21 protein-coding genes are annotated in these 16,374 nt (G+C 44.2%); 20 read left to right on the top strand and 1 reads right to left on the bottom strand.

All coding sequences use genetic code 11. The features are described from left to right. Positions 1-3 precede the first annotated feature (3 nt). The 14 genes from LRY47_RS03475 (at position 4) to LRY47_RS03410 (ending at position 11,838) form a co-directional block, all read left to right on the top strand. The gene (locus LRY47_RS03475) at positions 4-621 is read left to right on the top strand and encodes an MBL fold metallo-hydrolase (protein WP_295222635.1); all 618 of its coding nucleotides are present in this window, start codon (positions 4-6) and stop codon (positions 619-621) included. A 63-nt stretch (positions 622-684) separates the two neighbouring features. Continuing rightward, positions 685-1,272, top strand: coding sequence for a tRNA (adenosine(37)-N6)-threonylcarbamoyltransferase complex dimerization subunit type 1 TsaB (gene tsaB / locus LRY47_RS03470; protein WP_295222633.1), 588 nt, complete (start codon positions 685-687; stop codon positions 1,270-1,272). Next, positions 1,250-1,699, top strand: coding sequence for a ribosomal protein S18-alanine N-acetyltransferase (gene rimI, locus LRY47_RS03465; RefSeq protein WP_295222631.1), 450 nt, complete (start codon positions 1,250-1,252; stop codon positions 1,697-1,699). Before tsaB ends, rimI begins: the two co-directional genes overlap by 23 nt. Further along, on the top strand, positions 1,692-1,922 hold the full coding sequence (locus LRY47_RS03460) for a DUF465 domain-containing protein (RefSeq protein WP_295222629.1): 231 nt from the start codon (positions 1,692-1,694) through the stop codon (positions 1,920-1,922). Before rimI ends, LRY47_RS03460 begins: the two co-directional genes overlap by 8 nt. 10 nt (positions 1,923-1,932) lie before the next feature. After that, the gene (gene metK, locus LRY47_RS03455) at positions 1,933-3,072 is read left to right on the top strand and encodes a methionine adenosyltransferase (protein WP_295222626.1); all 1,140 of its coding nucleotides are present in this window, start codon (positions 1,933-1,935) and stop codon (positions 3,070-3,072) included. Between the two features lie 64 nt (positions 3,073-3,136). After that, positions 3,137-4,552 (top strand): adenosylhomocysteinase, encoded by a 1,416-nt coding sequence (gene ahcY / locus LRY47_RS03450; protein ID WP_366043173.1) that lies wholly within the window; start codon positions 3,137-3,139, stop codon positions 4,550-4,552. Between the two features lie 7 nt (positions 4,553-4,559). Beyond that, entirely contained in the window at positions 4,560-5,927 is a 1,368-nt protein-coding gene (locus LRY47_RS03445) for an NAD(P)/FAD-dependent oxidoreductase (RefSeq protein ID WP_295222622.1), read from the top strand. Then, positions 5,924-6,643, top strand: a complete 720-nt coding sequence (locus LRY47_RS03440; RefSeq protein WP_295222620.1) for a lysophospholipid acyltransferase family protein — start codon at positions 5,924-5,926, stop codon at positions 6,641-6,643. Before LRY47_RS03445 ends, LRY47_RS03440 begins: the two co-directional genes overlap by 4 nt. After that, entirely contained in the window at positions 6,603-7,109 is a 507-nt protein-coding gene (gene folK / locus LRY47_RS03435) for a 2-amino-4-hydroxy-6-hydroxymethyldihydropteridine diphosphokinase (protein WP_295222618.1), read from the top strand. The genes LRY47_RS03440 and folK overlap by 41 nt, the downstream gene beginning before the upstream one ends. Beyond that, positions 7,097-7,795, top strand: a complete 699-nt coding sequence (locus LRY47_RS03430; RefSeq protein ID WP_295222616.1) for a cytidylate kinase-like family protein — start codon at positions 7,097-7,099, stop codon at positions 7,793-7,795. The genes folK and LRY47_RS03430 overlap by 13 nt, the downstream gene beginning before the upstream one ends. Before the next feature lie 63 nt (positions 7,796-7,858). Then, a complete protein-coding gene (gene hisS, locus LRY47_RS03425; RefSeq protein ID WP_295222614.1) occupies positions 7,859-9,100 on the top strand; it encodes a histidine--tRNA ligase in 1,242 nt (413 codons plus the stop codon). A gap of 21 nt (positions 9,101-9,121) precedes the next feature. Continuing rightward, positions 9,122-10,912: an aspartate--tRNA ligase gene (aspS, locus tag LRY47_RS03420; RefSeq protein WP_295222612.1), complete on the top strand. Its 1,791-nt coding sequence runs from the start codon at positions 9,122-9,124 to the stop codon at positions 10,910-10,912. Between the two features lie 84 nt (positions 10,913-10,996). Next, positions 10,997-11,257, top strand: coding sequence for a DUF4398 domain-containing protein (locus LRY47_RS03415; protein WP_295222610.1), 261 nt, complete (start codon positions 10,997-10,999; stop codon positions 11,255-11,257). A 218-nt stretch (positions 11,258-11,475) separates the two neighbouring features. Continuing rightward, a complete protein-coding gene (locus LRY47_RS03410) occupies positions 11,476-11,838 on the top strand; it encodes a LysM peptidoglycan-binding domain-containing protein (RefSeq protein ID WP_295222607.1) in 363 nt (120 codons plus the stop codon). Positions 11,839-11,928: 90 nt separating this feature from the next. Here the strand turns inward: LRY47_RS03410 and LRY47_RS03405 are convergent, their stop codons facing one another. Continuing rightward, entirely contained in the window at positions 11,929-12,459 is a 531-nt protein-coding gene (locus LRY47_RS03405) for a gamma carbonic anhydrase family protein (RefSeq protein ID WP_295222605.1), read from the bottom strand. Positions 12,460-12,675: 216 nt separating this feature from the next. Between LRY47_RS03405 and LRY47_RS03400 the strand changes: the two genes are divergently transcribed. From LRY47_RS03400 to LRY47_RS03375, 6 genes are all read left to right on the top strand, one after another. Beyond that, the gene (locus LRY47_RS03400) at positions 12,676-13,212 is read left to right on the top strand and encodes an XRE family transcriptional regulator (RefSeq protein ID WP_295222603.1); all 537 of its coding nucleotides are present in this window, start codon (positions 12,676-12,678) and stop codon (positions 13,210-13,212) included. A 172-nt stretch (positions 13,213-13,384) separates the two neighbouring features. After that, positions 13,385-14,194: a 3-methyl-2-oxobutanoate hydroxymethyltransferase gene (gene panB, locus LRY47_RS03395; protein ID WP_295222601.1), complete on the top strand. Its 810-nt coding sequence runs from the start codon at positions 13,385-13,387 to the stop codon at positions 14,192-14,194. A gap of 8 nt (positions 14,195-14,202) precedes the next feature. After that, the gene (panC, locus tag LRY47_RS03390; protein WP_295222599.1) at positions 14,203-15,057 is read left to right on the top strand and encodes a pantoate--beta-alanine ligase; all 855 of its coding nucleotides are present in this window, start codon (positions 14,203-14,205) and stop codon (positions 15,055-15,057) included. Beyond that, positions 15,050-15,418, top strand: coding sequence for an aspartate 1-decarboxylase (gene panD, locus LRY47_RS03385; protein ID WP_295222597.1), 369 nt, complete (start codon positions 15,050-15,052; stop codon positions 15,416-15,418). The genes panC and panD overlap by 8 nt, the downstream gene beginning before the upstream one ends. 58 nt (positions 15,419-15,476) lie before the next feature. Beyond that, on the top strand, positions 15,477-15,929 hold the full coding sequence (locus tag LRY47_RS03380; protein WP_295222595.1) for a chemotaxis protein CheW: 453 nt from the start codon (positions 15,477-15,479) through the stop codon (positions 15,927-15,929). Next, positions 15,930-16,286, top strand: a complete 357-nt coding sequence (locus LRY47_RS03375; RefSeq protein ID WP_295222593.1) for a hypothetical protein — start codon at positions 15,930-15,932, stop codon at positions 16,284-16,286. Positions 16,287-16,374 lie beyond the last annotated feature (88 nt).

Genomic DNA, 16,374 nt, shown 5'->3' with positions numbered 1-16,374 from the left:
AAAATGAACATTGAGATAGTGATAACAGGTCCTTTAGGGGTTAATACATATATAGTAAGCAATAACGGCAGCGCAGTTATATTCGATGCCGGAGGCAACGAAGAGGATATCGAGGCATATCTTGCGGCTAACAAACTTAAGCCTGTTGCGCTGGTGAATACCCACGGTCATTTTGACCATATAGGCGCCATACATCCGCTTATGAAGAAATATGATCTGCCTTTTTACATGCATAAAGATGATGAATTCCTTCTGACGCAGGGAAAAAAAGTTATGCAGATGTACGGTTTCGGGGACATGGAAATACCGGTTGTCACAAACTATCTTGAGCACGGACAAAAACTTGATATCAGCGGCATAGTTATGGATGTAATCCATACTCCGGGACACACACCGGGAGGCTGTTGTTTTTACATCGACGGGATAAAAAGTGTGATCACCGGAGATACCCTTTTTCTGGAATCTGTGGGACGCACGGATTTTCCGTACAGCAGTACACAATCCCTTGTGGACAGTATAAATGAAAGGCTTTTCACCCTTGACGGACATACGGTTATTTATCCCGGACACGGCGCCAAATCGACAATCGGGCATGAAAGAGAACTGAATCCGTTTATGTGATTCTGAAATATTTGCTGTGTTTGGATTATTGACTTATACCACATATCTGATAAGATAACTTAAATGAAGTACATGCTTGCGGATACATCGGGAAAGGGACTTTATGTCACGATATGCGACGAAAACAGAGTACCTTTTTCGTCTGTCTTTCTGTCCCTTGAAAATTCTTTGAGTGAAAAGATGCTCTGGGCGCTGGATAATCTTTTATACGGTTCAGGTCTGACGCCGCAGGATATCGACAAATATTATGTCGTTAAAGGACCCGGTTCCTTCACAGGGATACGGATAGGTGTCGCTACACTTCTCGGTTTTTGCATGGCTTGCGGAAAACAGCTTCACGGGATAAGTTCCCTTGATGCCGCGGCGATTGTCAGCGGTGAGAAAAAGATTACGACAGCCGTCAGGCTTCGCGGTAAGCTTCACGGTTACAGACATTACGACTTTGAAAATAACGTTTTTTCAGAATATATGACCGGCAAGTTTGAAGACACTGACGGTCTTTTTGTTGTCAACAGCGTAGGCGGGCAGGCTGTCAACCTTTCCGAAGCTCTGCTTTCAGAAAGATTCGACTCGTTTGTTACCGATTATGCACCGATGTATATGCGTCCAAGCGAGGCGGAGATCAATTTTGATAAGAAATGCAGTGCATGAAGATCTCGACGCCATACTTGCGATAGAAAACAGCTGCTTTCCGCGCCCGTGGAGCCGTAAGTCGTTTGAAAACGAACTTTTTAAAGTTAAAAGCGACTTTATGGTATACGAATGTGACGGCGAAGTGGCAGGATATATAGTTTTCTGGTATATTTTGGATGAGGCGGAACTTGCTGTCATAGCCGTTGCGGATAAATTCCGCAGAAAAGGCATAGCGAGCCGTCTTATTACGCATTGTGTTGAAAAACACGAAGAAATTGAAATCATACATCTTGAGGTGGAAAAGATTAATCTTTCCGCCGTTGCAATGTATGAAAAAATGGGATTTAAGCCCAATGGACAGATTAAAGATTATTACGGAGATGGCAGGCACGCACTGAGAATGTCATGCCTCCGTACAGATTACAGGGGTGACGAGCATGCTTAAAGACAATGCACTGGTGGAAACGATTTGTCAGGTCGATGAGGAATTCAGGAAACTTTTTGAAAACCACATCCGCTTTGAACAGGATCTTGAGGCTCTTTACAGCCTTAAGTTCTTTCCTCCGGAAGTCGAAGCGAAAATGAAAGAACTTAAAATGCTGAAACTGAAAGGCAAAGACAGAATGACGCAGATAATTATAAAATACAAAAATGATAATGGTTTATAGGAGATAGTTGATGGACAACAAGAAATATTTATTCACATCAGAGTCTGTCAGTGAGGGACACCCGGATAAGATAGCTGACCAAATATCGGACGCTATCCTTGACGCGATGCTCAAAGACGACCCTTACAGTCGCGTTGCATGTGAAACTCTCGTTACGACAGGACTTGCTGTGGTATCCGGCGAAGTTACCACCAGCACATATGTGGATATTCAGGCTACTGTCAGAGAAACTATCAGACAGATAGGATATACGAGAGCCAAATTCGGTTTTGATGCCGATACTTGCGGCATTATAATCACATTGAACAAGCAGTCTCCCGACATCGCTATGGGTGTTGACACCGGCGGTGCAGGCGATCAGGGACTTATGTTCGGCTATGCATGTGACGAAACTCCGGAACTGATGCCCATGCCCATTATGCTCGCTCATAAAATAACAAAAAAACTCTCCGAAGTCCGCAAAAGCGGCGAACTCAGCTACCTTCGTCCCGACAGCAAATCTCAGGTTACTATAGAATATGACGGCTACACTCCTATCCGCGTTGATACGGTAGTTGTCAGCTCACAACACTCTGAAGATATAAAAATGGATGTCCTGAAACACGACATCATCGAAAAAGTCATTAAACCTGTTATCCCCAGCGATATGCTCGACGATAAATGTAAATATCACATAAACCCCACAGGACGCTTTGTAATAGGCGGTCCCATGGGGGATTGCGGTCTCACTGGGCGCAAGATAATTGTTGATACATACGGCGGTATGGGTCGTCACGGCGGGGGCGCTTTCAGTGGAAAAGACCCGTCAAAAGTTGACCGTTCCGCAGCATACGCCGCAAGGTGGGTTGCTAAGAACATCGTAGCCGCAGGTCTGGCAAAAAGATGCGAAATACAGGTTGCATACGCTATCGGTGTTGCAGAACCCGTAAGCATAATGGTCAATACGTTCGGTACTGCCGAAGTTGATGAAAAACTCATTGAAAAGGCTGTTATGGAGGTTTTTGACCTCACGCCCAAAGGTATTATGACAGCTCTTGACCTTCGTAAACCCATATACAGAAAAACAGCCGCTTACGGTCACTTCGGACGCAGCGAATTTTCATGGGAAAACACCGACAAAGTAGACGCGCTTCTCGCAGCAATACGCTGATAATCGAATTATTCAAGCCCGCAGAGGTTCAACTTTTGCGGGCTTTCTATGTTTAAAGGAGATAATGATGGACAACACGCTTAAATACAAAGTAGCCGATATATCACTTGCGGATTTCGGACGCAAAGAGATTGATATTGCTGAGCACGAAATGCCCGGTCTTATGGCTACAAGAGAGAAATATGCAGCTCTTAAACCTCTGGCAGGAGTACGCATATCAGGTTCTCTTCACATGACGATCCAGACGGCTGTTCTTATAGAAACACTGACAGCGCTGGGTGCGGAAGTCAGATGGGCTAGCTGTAACATTTTCTCCACACAGGATCATGCGGCGGCTGCCATAGCGCAGACAGGTACTCCCGTTTATGCATGGAAGGGCGAAAACCTTGAAGAATACTGGTGGTGTACCGATATGGCGCTCCGTTTTGAAGGCGGCAAAGGACCTCAGCTTATCGTTGACGACGGCGGCGACGCTACTATGATGATACACGTCGGTTATCTGGCGGAAAAAGATCCCTCTATCCTTGACAGAACTCCCCACGGAGAAGATGAGGCAGAACTCTATAAACGTCTTAAAATAATTCTGAAAGAAAATCCTACCAGATGGCACGACACTGTTAAAGAGTGGAAAGGTGTATCCGAAGAGACCACAACAGGCGTTCACAGACTTTATCAGATGATGGAAAAAGGTGAACTGCTTGTTCCGGCAATCAACGTAAATGATTCTGTTACAAAGTCAAAATTCGATAACCTTTACGGATGCCGCGAATCTCTTGTCGACGGTATCAAAAGAGCCACAGATGTTATGATCGCCGGTAAAGTAGCTGTTGTATGCGGATACGGCGACGTTGGTAAAGGCTGTGCGGAATCTCTCAGAGCCATGGGCGCAATAGTTACCGTTACCGAAGTTGACCCGATATGTGCTCTTCAGGCATGTATGGCTGGATACAGCGTTAAAACCGTCGAGGACACGCTCGGCGTCGGCGACATATACGTCACCACAACAGGTAACAAAGACATTATCCGCATCGAACACATGGAAAAGATGAAAGATCAGGCTATTGTTTGCAACATCGGTCACTTTGATAACGAAATAGAAGTTGCGAAACTTGAGGCTTTCAAAGGCATCAAAAAACTGAACATCAAACCTCAGGTGGACAAGTACACTTTCCCCGCGGGCAATTCAATATATCTTCTGGCAGAGGGCAGACTGGTGAACCTTGGTTGTGCCACAGGGCACCCTTCGTTTGTCATGAGCAACTCTTTCACAAACCAGACCCTTGCCCAGATTGACCTTTGGGTAAACAAAGAAAAATATGAAGCTAAAGTCTACAGGCTGAGCAAAAAGCTGGATGAAGAAGTTGCCAGACTTCACCTTTCAAAAATAGGTGCTAAGCTCACAACACTTTCAAAGGAACAGGCGGATTACATCGGTGTACCTGTCGAAGGTCCCTATAAACCGGAGCATTACAGGTACTGATACCAATATGGTTAAACAGCACTTTGATATAGTTGTCATCGGTGCCGGTCCTGCCGGCATCGAATGTGCCAAAAAACTGGCTGACAACGGAAAACAGGTTCTGCTGATAGACAGGAATGTCGGAGGAAGCTACTGCTTTACAGGCAGTGTTGTTTCCAATCTACTGCTTCACATAAGCTATCTGTATGAACGAAGTATCAATAAATCTTCAAATTTCATCAATATCGAGTATGATAAATCGGCTTCATTCGATTTCAAAAAAGCCAAAAAGTACATCGACGGCATAACCGCAAAACTTGTTAAGGATTTTCAGGACGAGTTGGAGCAATCCGGCGTTCAGCTTATGCGCGGAACTGCTGTTTTTGAGGATGAAAACACACTGCGCGTGACCGAAGAGAAGCAGTCGTTCCTGCTCGGCTTTACAAAAGCAGTGATAGCAACCGGCTCAAACAACATGGCTACCAATGTTCCTTCAACTAAGAAACTCATTGATTCAACAAATATCTTTGAACTGACCACAGCACCCAAGAGTGTTATTGTTGTCGGCGGCGGCTTTATCGGAACGGAATTTGCAACTTTTTTCAGAAGAATCGGTTCAACTGTAACTATCATAGAAAAGACTGATAAGGTGCTTGCAACTATCGACAGGCAGGTTGTTAAGGACTATGAAGATCAGATTAAAAAGAACGGTGTCGAGATAGTCAAGGGTGTTTCTGTTGAGCGGATTGAAAAGGTGGGCAACAAAACCATCGTTTTTCTGAGCAACGATACCAAACTTGAATCGGAAGAAGTATTTCTTTCCATCGGCAGAAAACCTAACATGGGCAGACTGGAAGTTGACAATGCAGGAATAAAGCTTTGTGAAAGGGGCTTCCCTAAGCTGACAAAGAGTTTGCGCACAACCAACAAGAACGTTTATGTCGTCGGCGACTGTACCGGAATAAATATGTTCGTGAACTGGGCGTTCATGTCTGCGGACATGGTTGCAAACGATATACTTGAAAGAAGCAAAGTTATTTCAGCCGATTACTGCCCAAGAATACTTCATCTTGATCCGGAAATTGCGGCGGTGGGACTGAGCGAGGACAAGGCAAAAGAACTCGGTATTGACTGCAAAGTGATAAAACATACATTCAAAAACTTTGAAAATGCAATTATGTCAGGTACTTTCAAAGGTTTTATCAAGGTCATATATGACGAAACCACCAAAAAAATATTAGGCTGTCACGCCATCGGAAGCGGCGCAGCGGAACTCGTCACAACATTTTCTATGATGATCCAATCCAAAATATCTCTTAATAAACTTGAAGATTTCGTCTTTAATCACCCGACATTCTCCGGTGTTCTGGGCGATATCGCTGGTAAGGTAAAATGAAGATAATCTACAGCCTTTTTGTATGGATAATATTCGGTTTAATGACAGCTTTTCTTACTGTATGCGGCATGCCGTTTGTAATTATAGGTAAAAATCCGTTCTTTATGCTTGCAAGACTCTGGTCAAAAATAAGCTCAAAGCTTTTCCTTGTGCGCTATGAGGTTGAGGGGCTTGAAAAGATAGAGCCGGATAAGAACTACGTTTTCATGGGTAACCACCAGAGCTATGTTGATATATTTTCTATGATCTCCATAATAGATAAAGACTTTCTTTTCATGGCGAAAAGGGAGCTTTTCTCAATCCCGTTTTTCGGATATGCCATTAAACACATGGGGCTTATCCCGATTGACAGGGGCGAAAGCCGCGAGTCGCTCAAAAGCCTTTTTGATGCCGCAAAGAAGATTCAGGAAGGCTATTCAGTTTTGCTTTTTCCCGAAGGCACAAGGTCTGAAGACGGCGTTATGCTTCCATTCAAACGTGGTGCGTTCACACTCGCAGTTCGTACAGGTCAGCAGATAATCCCTTTTGTAATAGACGGTTCTTACAAAGTCATGAAAAAGGGAGCGTTCATCATCAACCCTTTCAGAAAGGTGCGGATACGTTTCCTCGATCCTGTAAGCCCCGAAGGGGTTAAAGACAGAGAGATGCTGGATATTATCAGAGCGAGGATGGAAGATGCCCAAAAAGAACTTGGCAGTATTGGGGCTGGGAAGTAATCTGGGGCAGAAAGCCCGTAATCTCGCCTTTGCAATAAAAGAAATATCCCGTTTTTGCGAGGTTGTACGCGTATCTTCCGTATACAAAACCGCATCGCTTCTTCGCGACGGGCAGGACGGATATTTCAATTTATGTGTGCTTGTGCGCACAGATTTTTCGCCTGAAAATCTCCTGACAGCAGTCAAAAATCTTGAGAAAGTCCTCGGAAGAGAGAATTCGGGAAGATGGTATACACGTCTGATAGATATAGATATAATAGACTATGAGAACAGAGTTTTAGAGTTTTCAGGTCTGTCCATCCCCCACAAAGAGATGCAGAACAGAAGCTTTGTGTTATATCCACTCGCCGAAATTTACCCTGATTACAGGCACCCCGTAAGTTGCTTAAACGTCAATGATATGGTAAAAAATATTAAGGACGATCTTGGCATAAGCAAACTGGGGGTGTGCATATGGCGGTCATAACCATTTCAAGACAATACGGCTGTGGCGGTGAATACGTTGCTGAACGTATCGCAGAAAAACTCGGATTTAAATTTCTCCATAAGGAACTGATACGCATTGCTTCCGTTCTTATGAGTACGGATGAGGAAAAACTTAAACAGTTTGACGAGGAAGAATTCTCCTCCATGCGTGCCTTCATGTCTAAATATTTTGACCTCGGCATGTTTGCCGATATGCTGAGTAAAACAGATTATTCCGAAAAAACCGCCAAAGAAATAGCAATTCAGGAGGCGGAAACTTTTTTTGAAAAATATAACCCCGACACAACCGCTTTCGACAGTGATTCTTTCCAGACCATGATAAAAAAGATAATAGAAAAGGCTGCCGACACCACAAACGCAGTGATTATGGGCAGGGGCGGGGTGAGAATCCTTGCCGATGTGCCGGACACTCTTCATTTCAGACTGATAGCCTCCGAAGAGGATAGGATCCGCTGGGTCAGCGCCCGCGAGAACATATCCAAAAAAGATGCGAAGGATCGCATTGCGGAAGTGGACAAGCGCAAAGAGAAATATTTTAAACATCACTTCAATCAGGATATAAATGACCAGTGGATGTATCACGGTACCCTGAACCTCTCCAAACTCGACATTGAAGAGGCTGCGCTGGCGGTCACCGCTATTGCCAGGATAAAATTCAAACTCTGAAAGCTTACTGTTGACTGCATAATGTTTTAAGCATATTATCAGGGTTTTGGAGGAATATTTCCCGTGTATCAGAAAGTCAAAGGTTTCAGAGACATATACGGACTGGAAGCCAGATATTGGAACAAGGTCGAAAAAGTATTCAAACAGACATTCCGCACGTTCAATTTTGAAGAGTTCTATCTTCCGGTTCTTGAGAAAACAGAAGTATTTAACAGAGGCATAGGCTCGACTACGGACATAGTTGAGAAAGAGATGTTCGCCTTTGAGGACAGGGACGGTACATCCGTTTCACTGCGCCCTGAAGGTACCGCATCCCTTGTTCGTGCGTATGTTGAAAATAAACTGTTCTCAACACCCGGTATATCAAAATATTACTATATCGGTCCCATGTTCCGCAGGGAGCGCCCGCAAAAGGGCAGGTTCCGCCAGTTCACACAGGCGGGGATAGAAGTTTTCGGCTCCGGCGGCCCTTCGATAGATGCCGATGTCATCTATCTGCTTTATAAACTTGCGGAAAACCTCGGTATCAAAGACTATGTCAGCATGGAGATTAACTCCATAGGCTGTCCCAACTGCCGTCCGGCATATAACGAAAAACTTATAGAATATTTCAAAGCGAATATAGACCATCTGTGCGGCGACTGCCTGCGCAGGCTGGACAAAAACCCGATGCGTATACTCGACTGCAAAAACGAGTCATGCAAAAAGATCACTGCCGACGCACCAAAAGCGATTGATTTTCTTTGTGATGAGTGCAAAGACCATTTCGATGGTGTGAAAAGCTACCTTGACGCACTCTCTGTGCCGTATAAAGTGAATCCGATGATGGTTCGCGGACTGGATTACTATGTCCGCACAGCGTTTGAGATGATAACCGACAAGCTCGGTTCTCAGAGTGCTGTAGGCGCCGGCGGGCGCTATGACGGACTGATTCAGCTCCTCGGCGGTCCCGACACCGCGGGTATTGGTTTTGCAGTGGGTATAGACAGGCTCGTAAGCCTCTGTATGCTCAACGAAACCGAAAAAGAGAACGATCTTGACGTGTTCATCATCAGCTTTAAGGACGTTTCCGATAAGACCGCGCTGAAATTAGCGAACGAAATGCGTTCTCAGGGAATCAGTGTTGATATGGACTATGATTTCCGCAAGATGAAGAAACAGTTCAGCCTTGCCGACAGGTACGGTTCACTTTTCACAGTGGTGATAGGCGAAGATGAGGCTGCAAAAATACCGCTGCTGTCAAGGACATGCAGTCGGGAACACAGGAAGAGATTGCTACCGAAAAGGTTACGGAATATATTATAGATAAACTCAGGAGGAACTAACGTGCTTTCTAACATGGGAGACTGGCGAAGAAGCCACCACTGCGCACAACTTACCGGAAAAAATATCGGCGAAAAAGTCTGTATAATGGGCTGGGTTCAGCGCCGCAGAGACCACGGCGGTGTTATTTTCGTTGACCTCAGAGACAGAGAGGGCATCACTCAGGTTGTGATGAACCCAGAATACAACGCAGTTGTCCACGAGCAGGGCAACAGCATCAGAAACGAATTTGTAATAGCTGTTAAAGGTACTGTTTCCGGCAGACCCGACGGCACTGTAAACACTAAACTTCCCACAGGCGAAGTTGAGATCATGGTAGATGAACTGCGCATCCTCAACAACGCAAATACTCCTCCTTTCATGATAGACGATTATACCAACGCAAACGAAGACGTAAGACTTAAATACAGATATCTCGATCTGCGCAGACAGAAGCTTCAGAACAACCTGAGACTTCGCCACGAGCTGACACGCACCGTTCGTGAGTTCCTTTACAGCAGAAACTTCATGGATATCGAAACTCCTTTCCTTACAAAATCAACACCTGAAGGCGCAAGAGACTATCTTGTTCCCAGCCGTGTTAACCCAGGAAAGTGCTATGCGCTTCCCCAGTCACCCCAGATGTTCAAACAGCTTCTGATGGTTGCCGGCTACGAAAGGTACTTCCAGATAGTTAAATGCTTCCGCGACGAAGACCTCCGTGCCGACCGTCAGCCTGAATTCACTCAGCTGGATATGGAGATGTCATTCATCGACAGGGAAGATCTTATGGATCTTATCGAGGATATGTACATCCTTATCTTCGATAAACTGAAAGGCATTAAGCTGACAAAAGGTTTCCCCAGAATGTCATATGACAACGCAATGGAGAAATACGGTCACGATGCACCCGACACCCGTTTTGAAATGTTCCTGACTACTGTTAATGACCTTGTTAAAGACAGCGGATTCAAAGTGTTTAACGACACAGTGAACAGCGGCGGCGTTGTTAAGGCTGTTGTTGCTGAAGGCGCTGGCGAGAAGTTCTCCAGAAAAGACATAGACGAGCTCACAGATTTCGTCGTTTCACTTGGTGCAGGCGGACTCGCATATATCAAAGTGAACGAAGACGGTCTCCAGTCGCCTATAGTTAAGTTCCTTGGCGATTCTGCCGATAAGATTGTGAGTGAACTGGGAGCAAAACCGGGCGATATCATTTTCTTCGGTGCAGGCAAAAAGGAGATCGTTAACCTTTATATGTCTAAACTGCGTATCAAGCTCGCAAATCTGCTCGGTCTCATAAAAGAGGAACAGTATTCATTCACATGGGTTCTGGACTTCCCGCTGCTTGAATATGATGCGGAAGAAAAAAGATATGTCGCCGTTCACCACCCCTTCACAGCTCCGCTGGATGAAGACGTGGAATATTTCGACACAGACCCCGGCAAAATGAGAGCAAAGGCTTACGACCTTGTTCTTAACGGTTCCGAGATCGGTGGAGGATCTATCAGGATACACAGAAGCGACATTCAGGAAAAAATGTTCGACGCCCTCGGCTTCTCAGAAGAGGAGAGGGAATATAAATTCGGCTTCTTCATCGAGGCTCTTCGTTACGGAACGCCCCCTCATGGCGGTATAGCGTTCGGTGTGGACAGACTTTCGTCTATCCTCACCGGCTCAGAATCCATCAGAGACGTGATAGCTTTTCCGAAAACGCAGAGAGCAACCGACATGATGAGCGAAGCTCCAAGCAAAGTGGACGAAAAACAGCTTAAAGAACTCTTTATGCAGTTTAACGTCCCTGAAAATGACTAAAATATTACAAAATAAGTAGTTTGTGTTTTTGACAAACTATTTCATGTGTGATATTATATGTGTAAATATAATTCGGAGGATGTAATGAGCAGAGCAACTAAAGTACTGTTTACAGCCGTTTTCGCGGCTGCTGTGTTAGTCTCAGGCTGCACAAAACCTCCCGTTCAGGAGATGGATAACGCCAGAGCCGCTATGAAAGCTGCTCAGGAGGGCGGCGCCGAAATGTGTGCCGGAACTGAATATTTAGCTGCGAAACAAAAGCTTGATGCTGCCGAGGCAAAAGTTGCCGATGCAGAGAAAAACGGCAATAAAGTGAGCTTTACAAACAGGCAAAAGCTGAGCTGATCGAAGCTGCTGCCGACTTTGAAAAAGTTAAACTTGTTGCGGCTGAAAGAGCAAAAGTTAATGAGCAGGCGAAAGCAGAGCTTTCAGCAGCCAAAAACAATCTTGCCGCTAATGCTGAGGACGGAGAAAAATACTCTGCAACCTACAGAGACGCAAAAGCAAAACTTGACGAGGCTCAGAACCTCATCGACAAATGCGAAGGCGAAAAAGCTCTGGCTGTGCTGAAATCAGTTTCTGCTGATAACGACACAATCCAGAAAGAGATTGCGGAAGGCAAAGCTGCCTCTATGAAATCTGCTGAAAAAGAATCTACAGCAGCAGCACCTGCAGGCGCAGTGGAAGATATCATGAAATATAAAGTTGTTAAAGGTGACAACCTTTGGAATATCTCCAAAGCTAAATACCTTAACCCCTTTATGTGGCCGCTTATCTACTGGGCTAACAAAGAGCAGATCAAAGATCCTGACCTGATCTTCCCCGGACAGGAGTTCAAGATCCGCAAAGATGTCGATGCTGATAAATCTAAAGCGATCGACTACTCCAAACACAGAGGTCCCTGGTCACTGTTTGACGGCAAATAAGATATTTATCTTATAAATCAAAAAGCGGAGGTTTTTGCCTCCGCTTTTTTTATTGCCCAATTATCCTATTAAAAAAAATGTTACTAATATTTAAATCGACTTATATCCGTTCTCAAGATACATTTGCTTATAACTGATATACCTGTCCGCATAGTTTCTTATGCCGTCTATGTCTTTTTGATCAAGGGTTTTCACAACCTTTGCGGGGCTTCCCATTATGAGAGAGCAGGGCGGAAACTTTTTGCAGGGGGGAACCAGAGAGCCGGCGGCAACGATCGAGTTTTCACCTATTTCAGCATCGTCAAGAATTATAGCTCCGATACCGACAAGAACGTTGTTGTTAATTTTACATCCGTGGAGCATGGCGTTATGTCCTATTGTGACATAATCTCCCAGTATTGTAGGGAATTTATCCAATGTCGTATGTATAACTGTTCCATCCTGAACGTTTGAATATTTACCGATAACTATCTTTTCGACGTCGCCTCTGAGCACAACATTGAACCATATGCTCGAATCATCTTCCAGTATAACCTCACCGATTATGTCGGCGCTTTTTGCTATAAAAACCCGCTCACCCTTAACAGGGGCTGTATTCAGCCTGCGCAATACAGATTCCATATATCACCTGTTCGTTAATATTTAAAATAGGATATTCATCAATTCGTTTTCAGTCAACTGTTAAAGTAATATTTGACGAGGTATTAATTAAAATATAACTTTCATGCTTAATTTATTAGTAGATTTCATAAAATAAAATATTAATTATTAACGAAAGATGTTGACAGCCTGTATTTGTTTAAGATATAATTCTAATTATTTTTGAGGGGTGTTATTATGCCTTACGGTATTAAGTTAAGAGAGATAAGAAAGAAACTTGGCATGACGCTTGAGGATATTTCTCAGAAGACCGGTTTCACTAAAAGTTTCATCAGTCAGATTGAAAACGGAAAGAACTCTCCCTCTATAGCTTCTCTGAAAAAGATTTGTTTTGCGCTCGGAACAACCATCAGTGAGCTTTTTGAGGATGAACGTAATATTGTTAACGTTTTTGAACCCGGCGAATACAAGGTATTCAAAAACAAAAGCATCTCCATGTCGTTCATAGCCTCGAAACTTGTTAACAGGAAGCTTGAACCCATGCTTATAGAGCTTGACCCTTATGGTGAGACAGGTTCTGAATATTACCAGCACGTCGGCGAGGAATTCGGATATGTTATAGAGGGCGAAATATGTGTTGTTATCGGTGCAGACGAATATCATCTGCCCGCCGGACACAGCATTTATTTCAGCTCAAATATGCCTCACAAGATACGCAACAGAACGGATAAGCCCGCTGTTGCCCTTTGGGTGGACACTCCTCCCACTTTCTAAAAAAACCAATAGCAAAGGGGGTTCTGAAAAGAACCTCTTTTTTATATTGACTTAAGTTCTTTAATTACCTATTATTCACTTGCTTGGATCTTCGGACCGAGACACTGCAAATCAAAAACGTTCTATTTTTTGCCATGTCTTGCGTCTGTAATCAGAAAATCAGAGGTTAGATATGAGCAAACACACTGATATCAAAAAGATTACAGTCAACACTATCAAAAAAATGAAGTCTAACGGTGAAAGGATATCATGCCTTACCGCTTATGATTTCACATCTGCATCCATTCTTGACAAAGCAGGGGTTGAAATGCTCCTTGTGGGGGATTCACTCGGGATGGTCGTTAACGGTTATGAAAACACACTTCCCGTTACTGTGGACGAGATAATTTATCACTGCAAAATGGTCAAACGTGCCGCCACCAACGCTTTTCTTATCGCCGATATGCCTTTTGGGTCATACCATGTTTCAGACGAGCAGGCTTTGGAAAACTGCATACGAGTTATCAAAGAAACCGGTTTCGATGCCGTCAAAATTGAGGGTGGCGCAGAAAGAGCCGGACTTGTTAAAAAACTTACCGGATGCGGCATCAACGTTATGGGACATATCGGTCTCATGCCGCAATTTGTAAGCACTATGGGCGGCTACCGCATACAGGGAAGGGAAGGACATGAAAAGCTTCTTGCCGATGCTGTTGCTCTGGAAGAAGCCGGTGCGTTTTCCATCGTCCTCGAAGGGACGGTCTCATCCGTAGCAAAGGTGATAACTGAAACAGTGAAAATCCCCACAATAGGCATCGGCGCAGGTGTTCACTGCGACGGACAGGTGCTTGTTTTCCATGATGTATTCGGCATCTTTGACGGCTTCACTCCCAAGTTCGTCAAGCAGTATGCAAACGTCAACGAAATCATATCTGAAGCTGCAAAAGCATACATTAAAGAGGTGAAATCCTCTGAATTTCCGCAGGATATACATTCTTTCTGAGGCGATGAATGAGAATATTTAATAAAATAACTGATATAAAAGCTGAAATAAAGAAAATTAAGTCTTCGGGGAGGTCTGTCGGGCTTGTGCCTACTATGGGTTTTCTGCACGAAGGGCATATGTCTCTGGTGCGTGAATCAGTAAAAAACAACGATGTGACAGTGGTCAGTATTTTTGTTAATCCGACCCAGTTCGGACCTACAGAAGACCTTGCTGCATACCCAAGAGATTTTGAAAGCGACTGCGCTCTTCTGGAAAAAAACAATGCTGATATCATCTTTTATCCGGAACCTTCAGAGATGTACGGCGAAGGTTTTTGTACGAAAGTTGAACTGTCCGGCATAACAGAGGTTCTCTGCGGTATAACAAGACCTGTGCATTTCGCAGGTGTGGCAACGGTTGTAACAAAACTGTTTAATATCGTAAATCCAGACAGAGCCTATTTCGGCTCAAAGGATTACCAGCAGCTGCAGGTAATAAAGCGCATGATCAAAGACCTGAACATGGATGTCGATGTCGTCGGTATGCCAATCATACGCGAAAATGACGGACTGGCGCTCAGTTCCAGAAACGTTTACCTCAAAGGTGACGAGCGCACATCAGCACTGGCTCTCAGCGGCAGTTTCAAACTGGTTGAAAACCTTTTACGCGAGGGCGTTGAAGACACAAAAACCATAAAAGAAAAAGTTGCGGATTTTATTCTGAGCCATCCGCACACAAGAATAGATTATATTGAAACGGTACATCCGGAGACTCTAGTCTCTGTTGACAGCGCGGACACGGATTTCGTTATGGCGCTTGCGGTATATGTAGGTAAAGCAAGATTAATAGATAACAGATATTTTGAGGTGCATCATGTTTAGAGAGATGTTCAAATCAAAAATTCACAGAGCAACCGTAACAGACGCAGACCTTCACTATGAAGGCAGCATAGGCATCGACCTCGACCTTATGGAAGCGTCGGGTATCAGAGAATATGAAAAAGTAGATATCTGGAACATCACCAACGGCGAAAGGTTTCAGACATACGCAATCGAAGGCAGACGCGGAAGCGGCGAGATATGCCTTAACGGTGCGGCGGCGCGCAAGGTACACGTCGGCGACATGGTTATAATCGCCACATTTGCAATGTACGACGAAAAAGAACTCGAAAACTATAAGCCCACTGTGGTTCAGGTTGATGCAAACAACAAAATCATCAATAAGACAGGTGCTTTAGTATAATATTTGCAATCTGCCGATTAAACTGATATGATTGCATAAAAATACAACGAGGTTATCCATGTCCGAATATAAACAATATGTCCGTTTGCTCCTTGCGGAAGACAAATACGGCATAGATATCATGGATATTGAAGAGATTCTCCGCATGGTGGACATAACAACCGTCCCCAAGGCTCCTTCATTTGTTGAGGGTATTATAAATCTCCGGGGAAGGGTTATTCCTATTGTTGATCTGAGAAAAAAACTCGGTCTTATGGCATCTGATTTCACAAATGCCACGCGTATCGTTGTTGTAAACCTCAATGGTCGCAAAATAGGCTTTATAGTTGATAACGTTGAAGATGTTCTGCGTGTCAGCAGTGATGTCGTCGATAAAGCCCCAAGCGCATCAACAGGTGCTGATACAAAATACATTAAGGGTGTTGCGAAAACGGAAACCGAAATGGTCATAATCCTTGATGTGCATAAAGTTTTCTCTGGAAACGAATCTTCCGCTCTGAACATGTTTTAAATGGCAAACGACAGAGGACGGCTTTTAAGACTGCTTGCAGATATTAAAGACAACACTGCGGATTATTTTAAAAACCCGCGTAAATATCTGGATGCGTTGAAAGATATAACCACCCGCAGCGGTTTTGACTCTGCGGGTTTTGTTTTTAAAGACTCCTACGAACGCAGGGAGCTTGAGAATATCCTTGCTGAAATTACCCTTCTGGCTCAATCCGCCAACACCACCGAAGAATTTAAAACTGTCGATATCCGCAGTGTGCCGCGCATTGGCAAAAAAGCAGCGGATGCATTGGAAAAACAGAACATACGCACCGTAGAGGATATGTTCTACCATTTCCATACAGATACGAATATATAGGAGAATCCCAAGGCGGCAAAAGGGCGCTGACAGGTGTTTTTAAAGCCGGCGGCATCGTTATAACTAAAAATAAAAAGCGCTTTTACAG

It is taken from the genome of Seleniivibrio sp. (assembly GCF_021209385.1).
GTDB lineage: Bacteria > Chrysiogenota > Deferribacteres > Deferribacterales > Geovibrionaceae > Seleniivibrio.
The sequence above is the reverse complement of the archived record's forward strand: the minus strand, read 5'-3'. Positions and strand labels throughout refer to the sequence as shown.

Coding starts and splice junctions, on each gene's coding strand:
- LRY47_RS03415 (WP_295222610.1), top strand. CDS start 10,997: ATGAGCAGAGCAACTAAAGTACTGTTTACAGCCGTTTTCGCGGCTGCT.
- panD (WP_295222597.1), top strand. CDS start 15,050: ATGTTTAGAGAGATGTTCAAATCAAAAATTCACAGAGCAACCGTAACA.
- LRY47_RS03375 (WP_295222593.1), top strand. CDS start 15,930: ATGGCAAACGACAGAGGACGGCTTTTAAGACTGCTTGCAGATATTAAA.
- ahcY (WP_366043173.1), top strand. CDS start 3,137: ATGATGGACAACACGCTTAAATACAAAGTAGCCGATATATCACTTGCG.
- LRY47_RS03475 (WP_295222635.1), top strand. CDS start 4: ATGAACATTGAGATAGTGATAACAGGTCCTTTAGGGGTTAATACATAT.
- panB (WP_295222601.1), top strand. CDS start 13,385: ATGAGCAAACACACTGATATCAAAAAGATTACAGTCAACACTATCAAA.
- LRY47_RS03405 (WP_295222605.1), bottom strand. CDS start 12,459: ATGGAATCTGTATTGCGCAGGCTGAATACAGCCCCTGTTAAGGGTGAG.
- LRY47_RS03380 (WP_295222595.1), top strand. CDS start 15,477: ATGTCCGAATATAAACAATATGTCCGTTTGCTCCTTGCGGAAGACAAA.
- LRY47_RS03430 (WP_295222616.1), top strand. CDS start 7,097: ATGGCGGTCATAACCATTTCAAGACAATACGGCTGTGGCGGTGAATAC.
- panC (WP_295222599.1), top strand. CDS start 14,203: ATGAGAATATTTAATAAAATAACTGATATAAAAGCTGAAATAAAGAAA.
- LRY47_RS03400 (WP_295222603.1), top strand. CDS start 12,676: ATGCCTTACGGTATTAAGTTAAGAGAGATAAGAAAGAAACTTGGCATG.
- tsaB (WP_295222633.1), top strand. CDS start 685: ATGAAGTACATGCTTGCGGATACATCGGGAAAGGGACTTTATGTCACG.
- LRY47_RS03445 (WP_295222622.1), top strand. CDS start 4,560: ATGGTTAAACAGCACTTTGATATAGTTGTCATCGGTGCCGGTCCTGCC.
- LRY47_RS03460 (WP_295222629.1), top strand. CDS start 1,692: ATGCTTAAAGACAATGCACTGGTGGAAACGATTTGTCAGGTCGATGAG.
- LRY47_RS03440 (WP_295222620.1), top strand. CDS start 5,924: ATGAAGATAATCTACAGCCTTTTTGTATGGATAATATTCGGTTTAATG.
- folK (WP_295222618.1), top strand. CDS start 6,603: ATGCCCAAAAAGAACTTGGCAGTATTGGGGCTGGGAAGTAATCTGGGG.
- metK (WP_295222626.1), top strand. CDS start 1,933: ATGGACAACAAGAAATATTTATTCACATCAGAGTCTGTCAGTGAGGGA.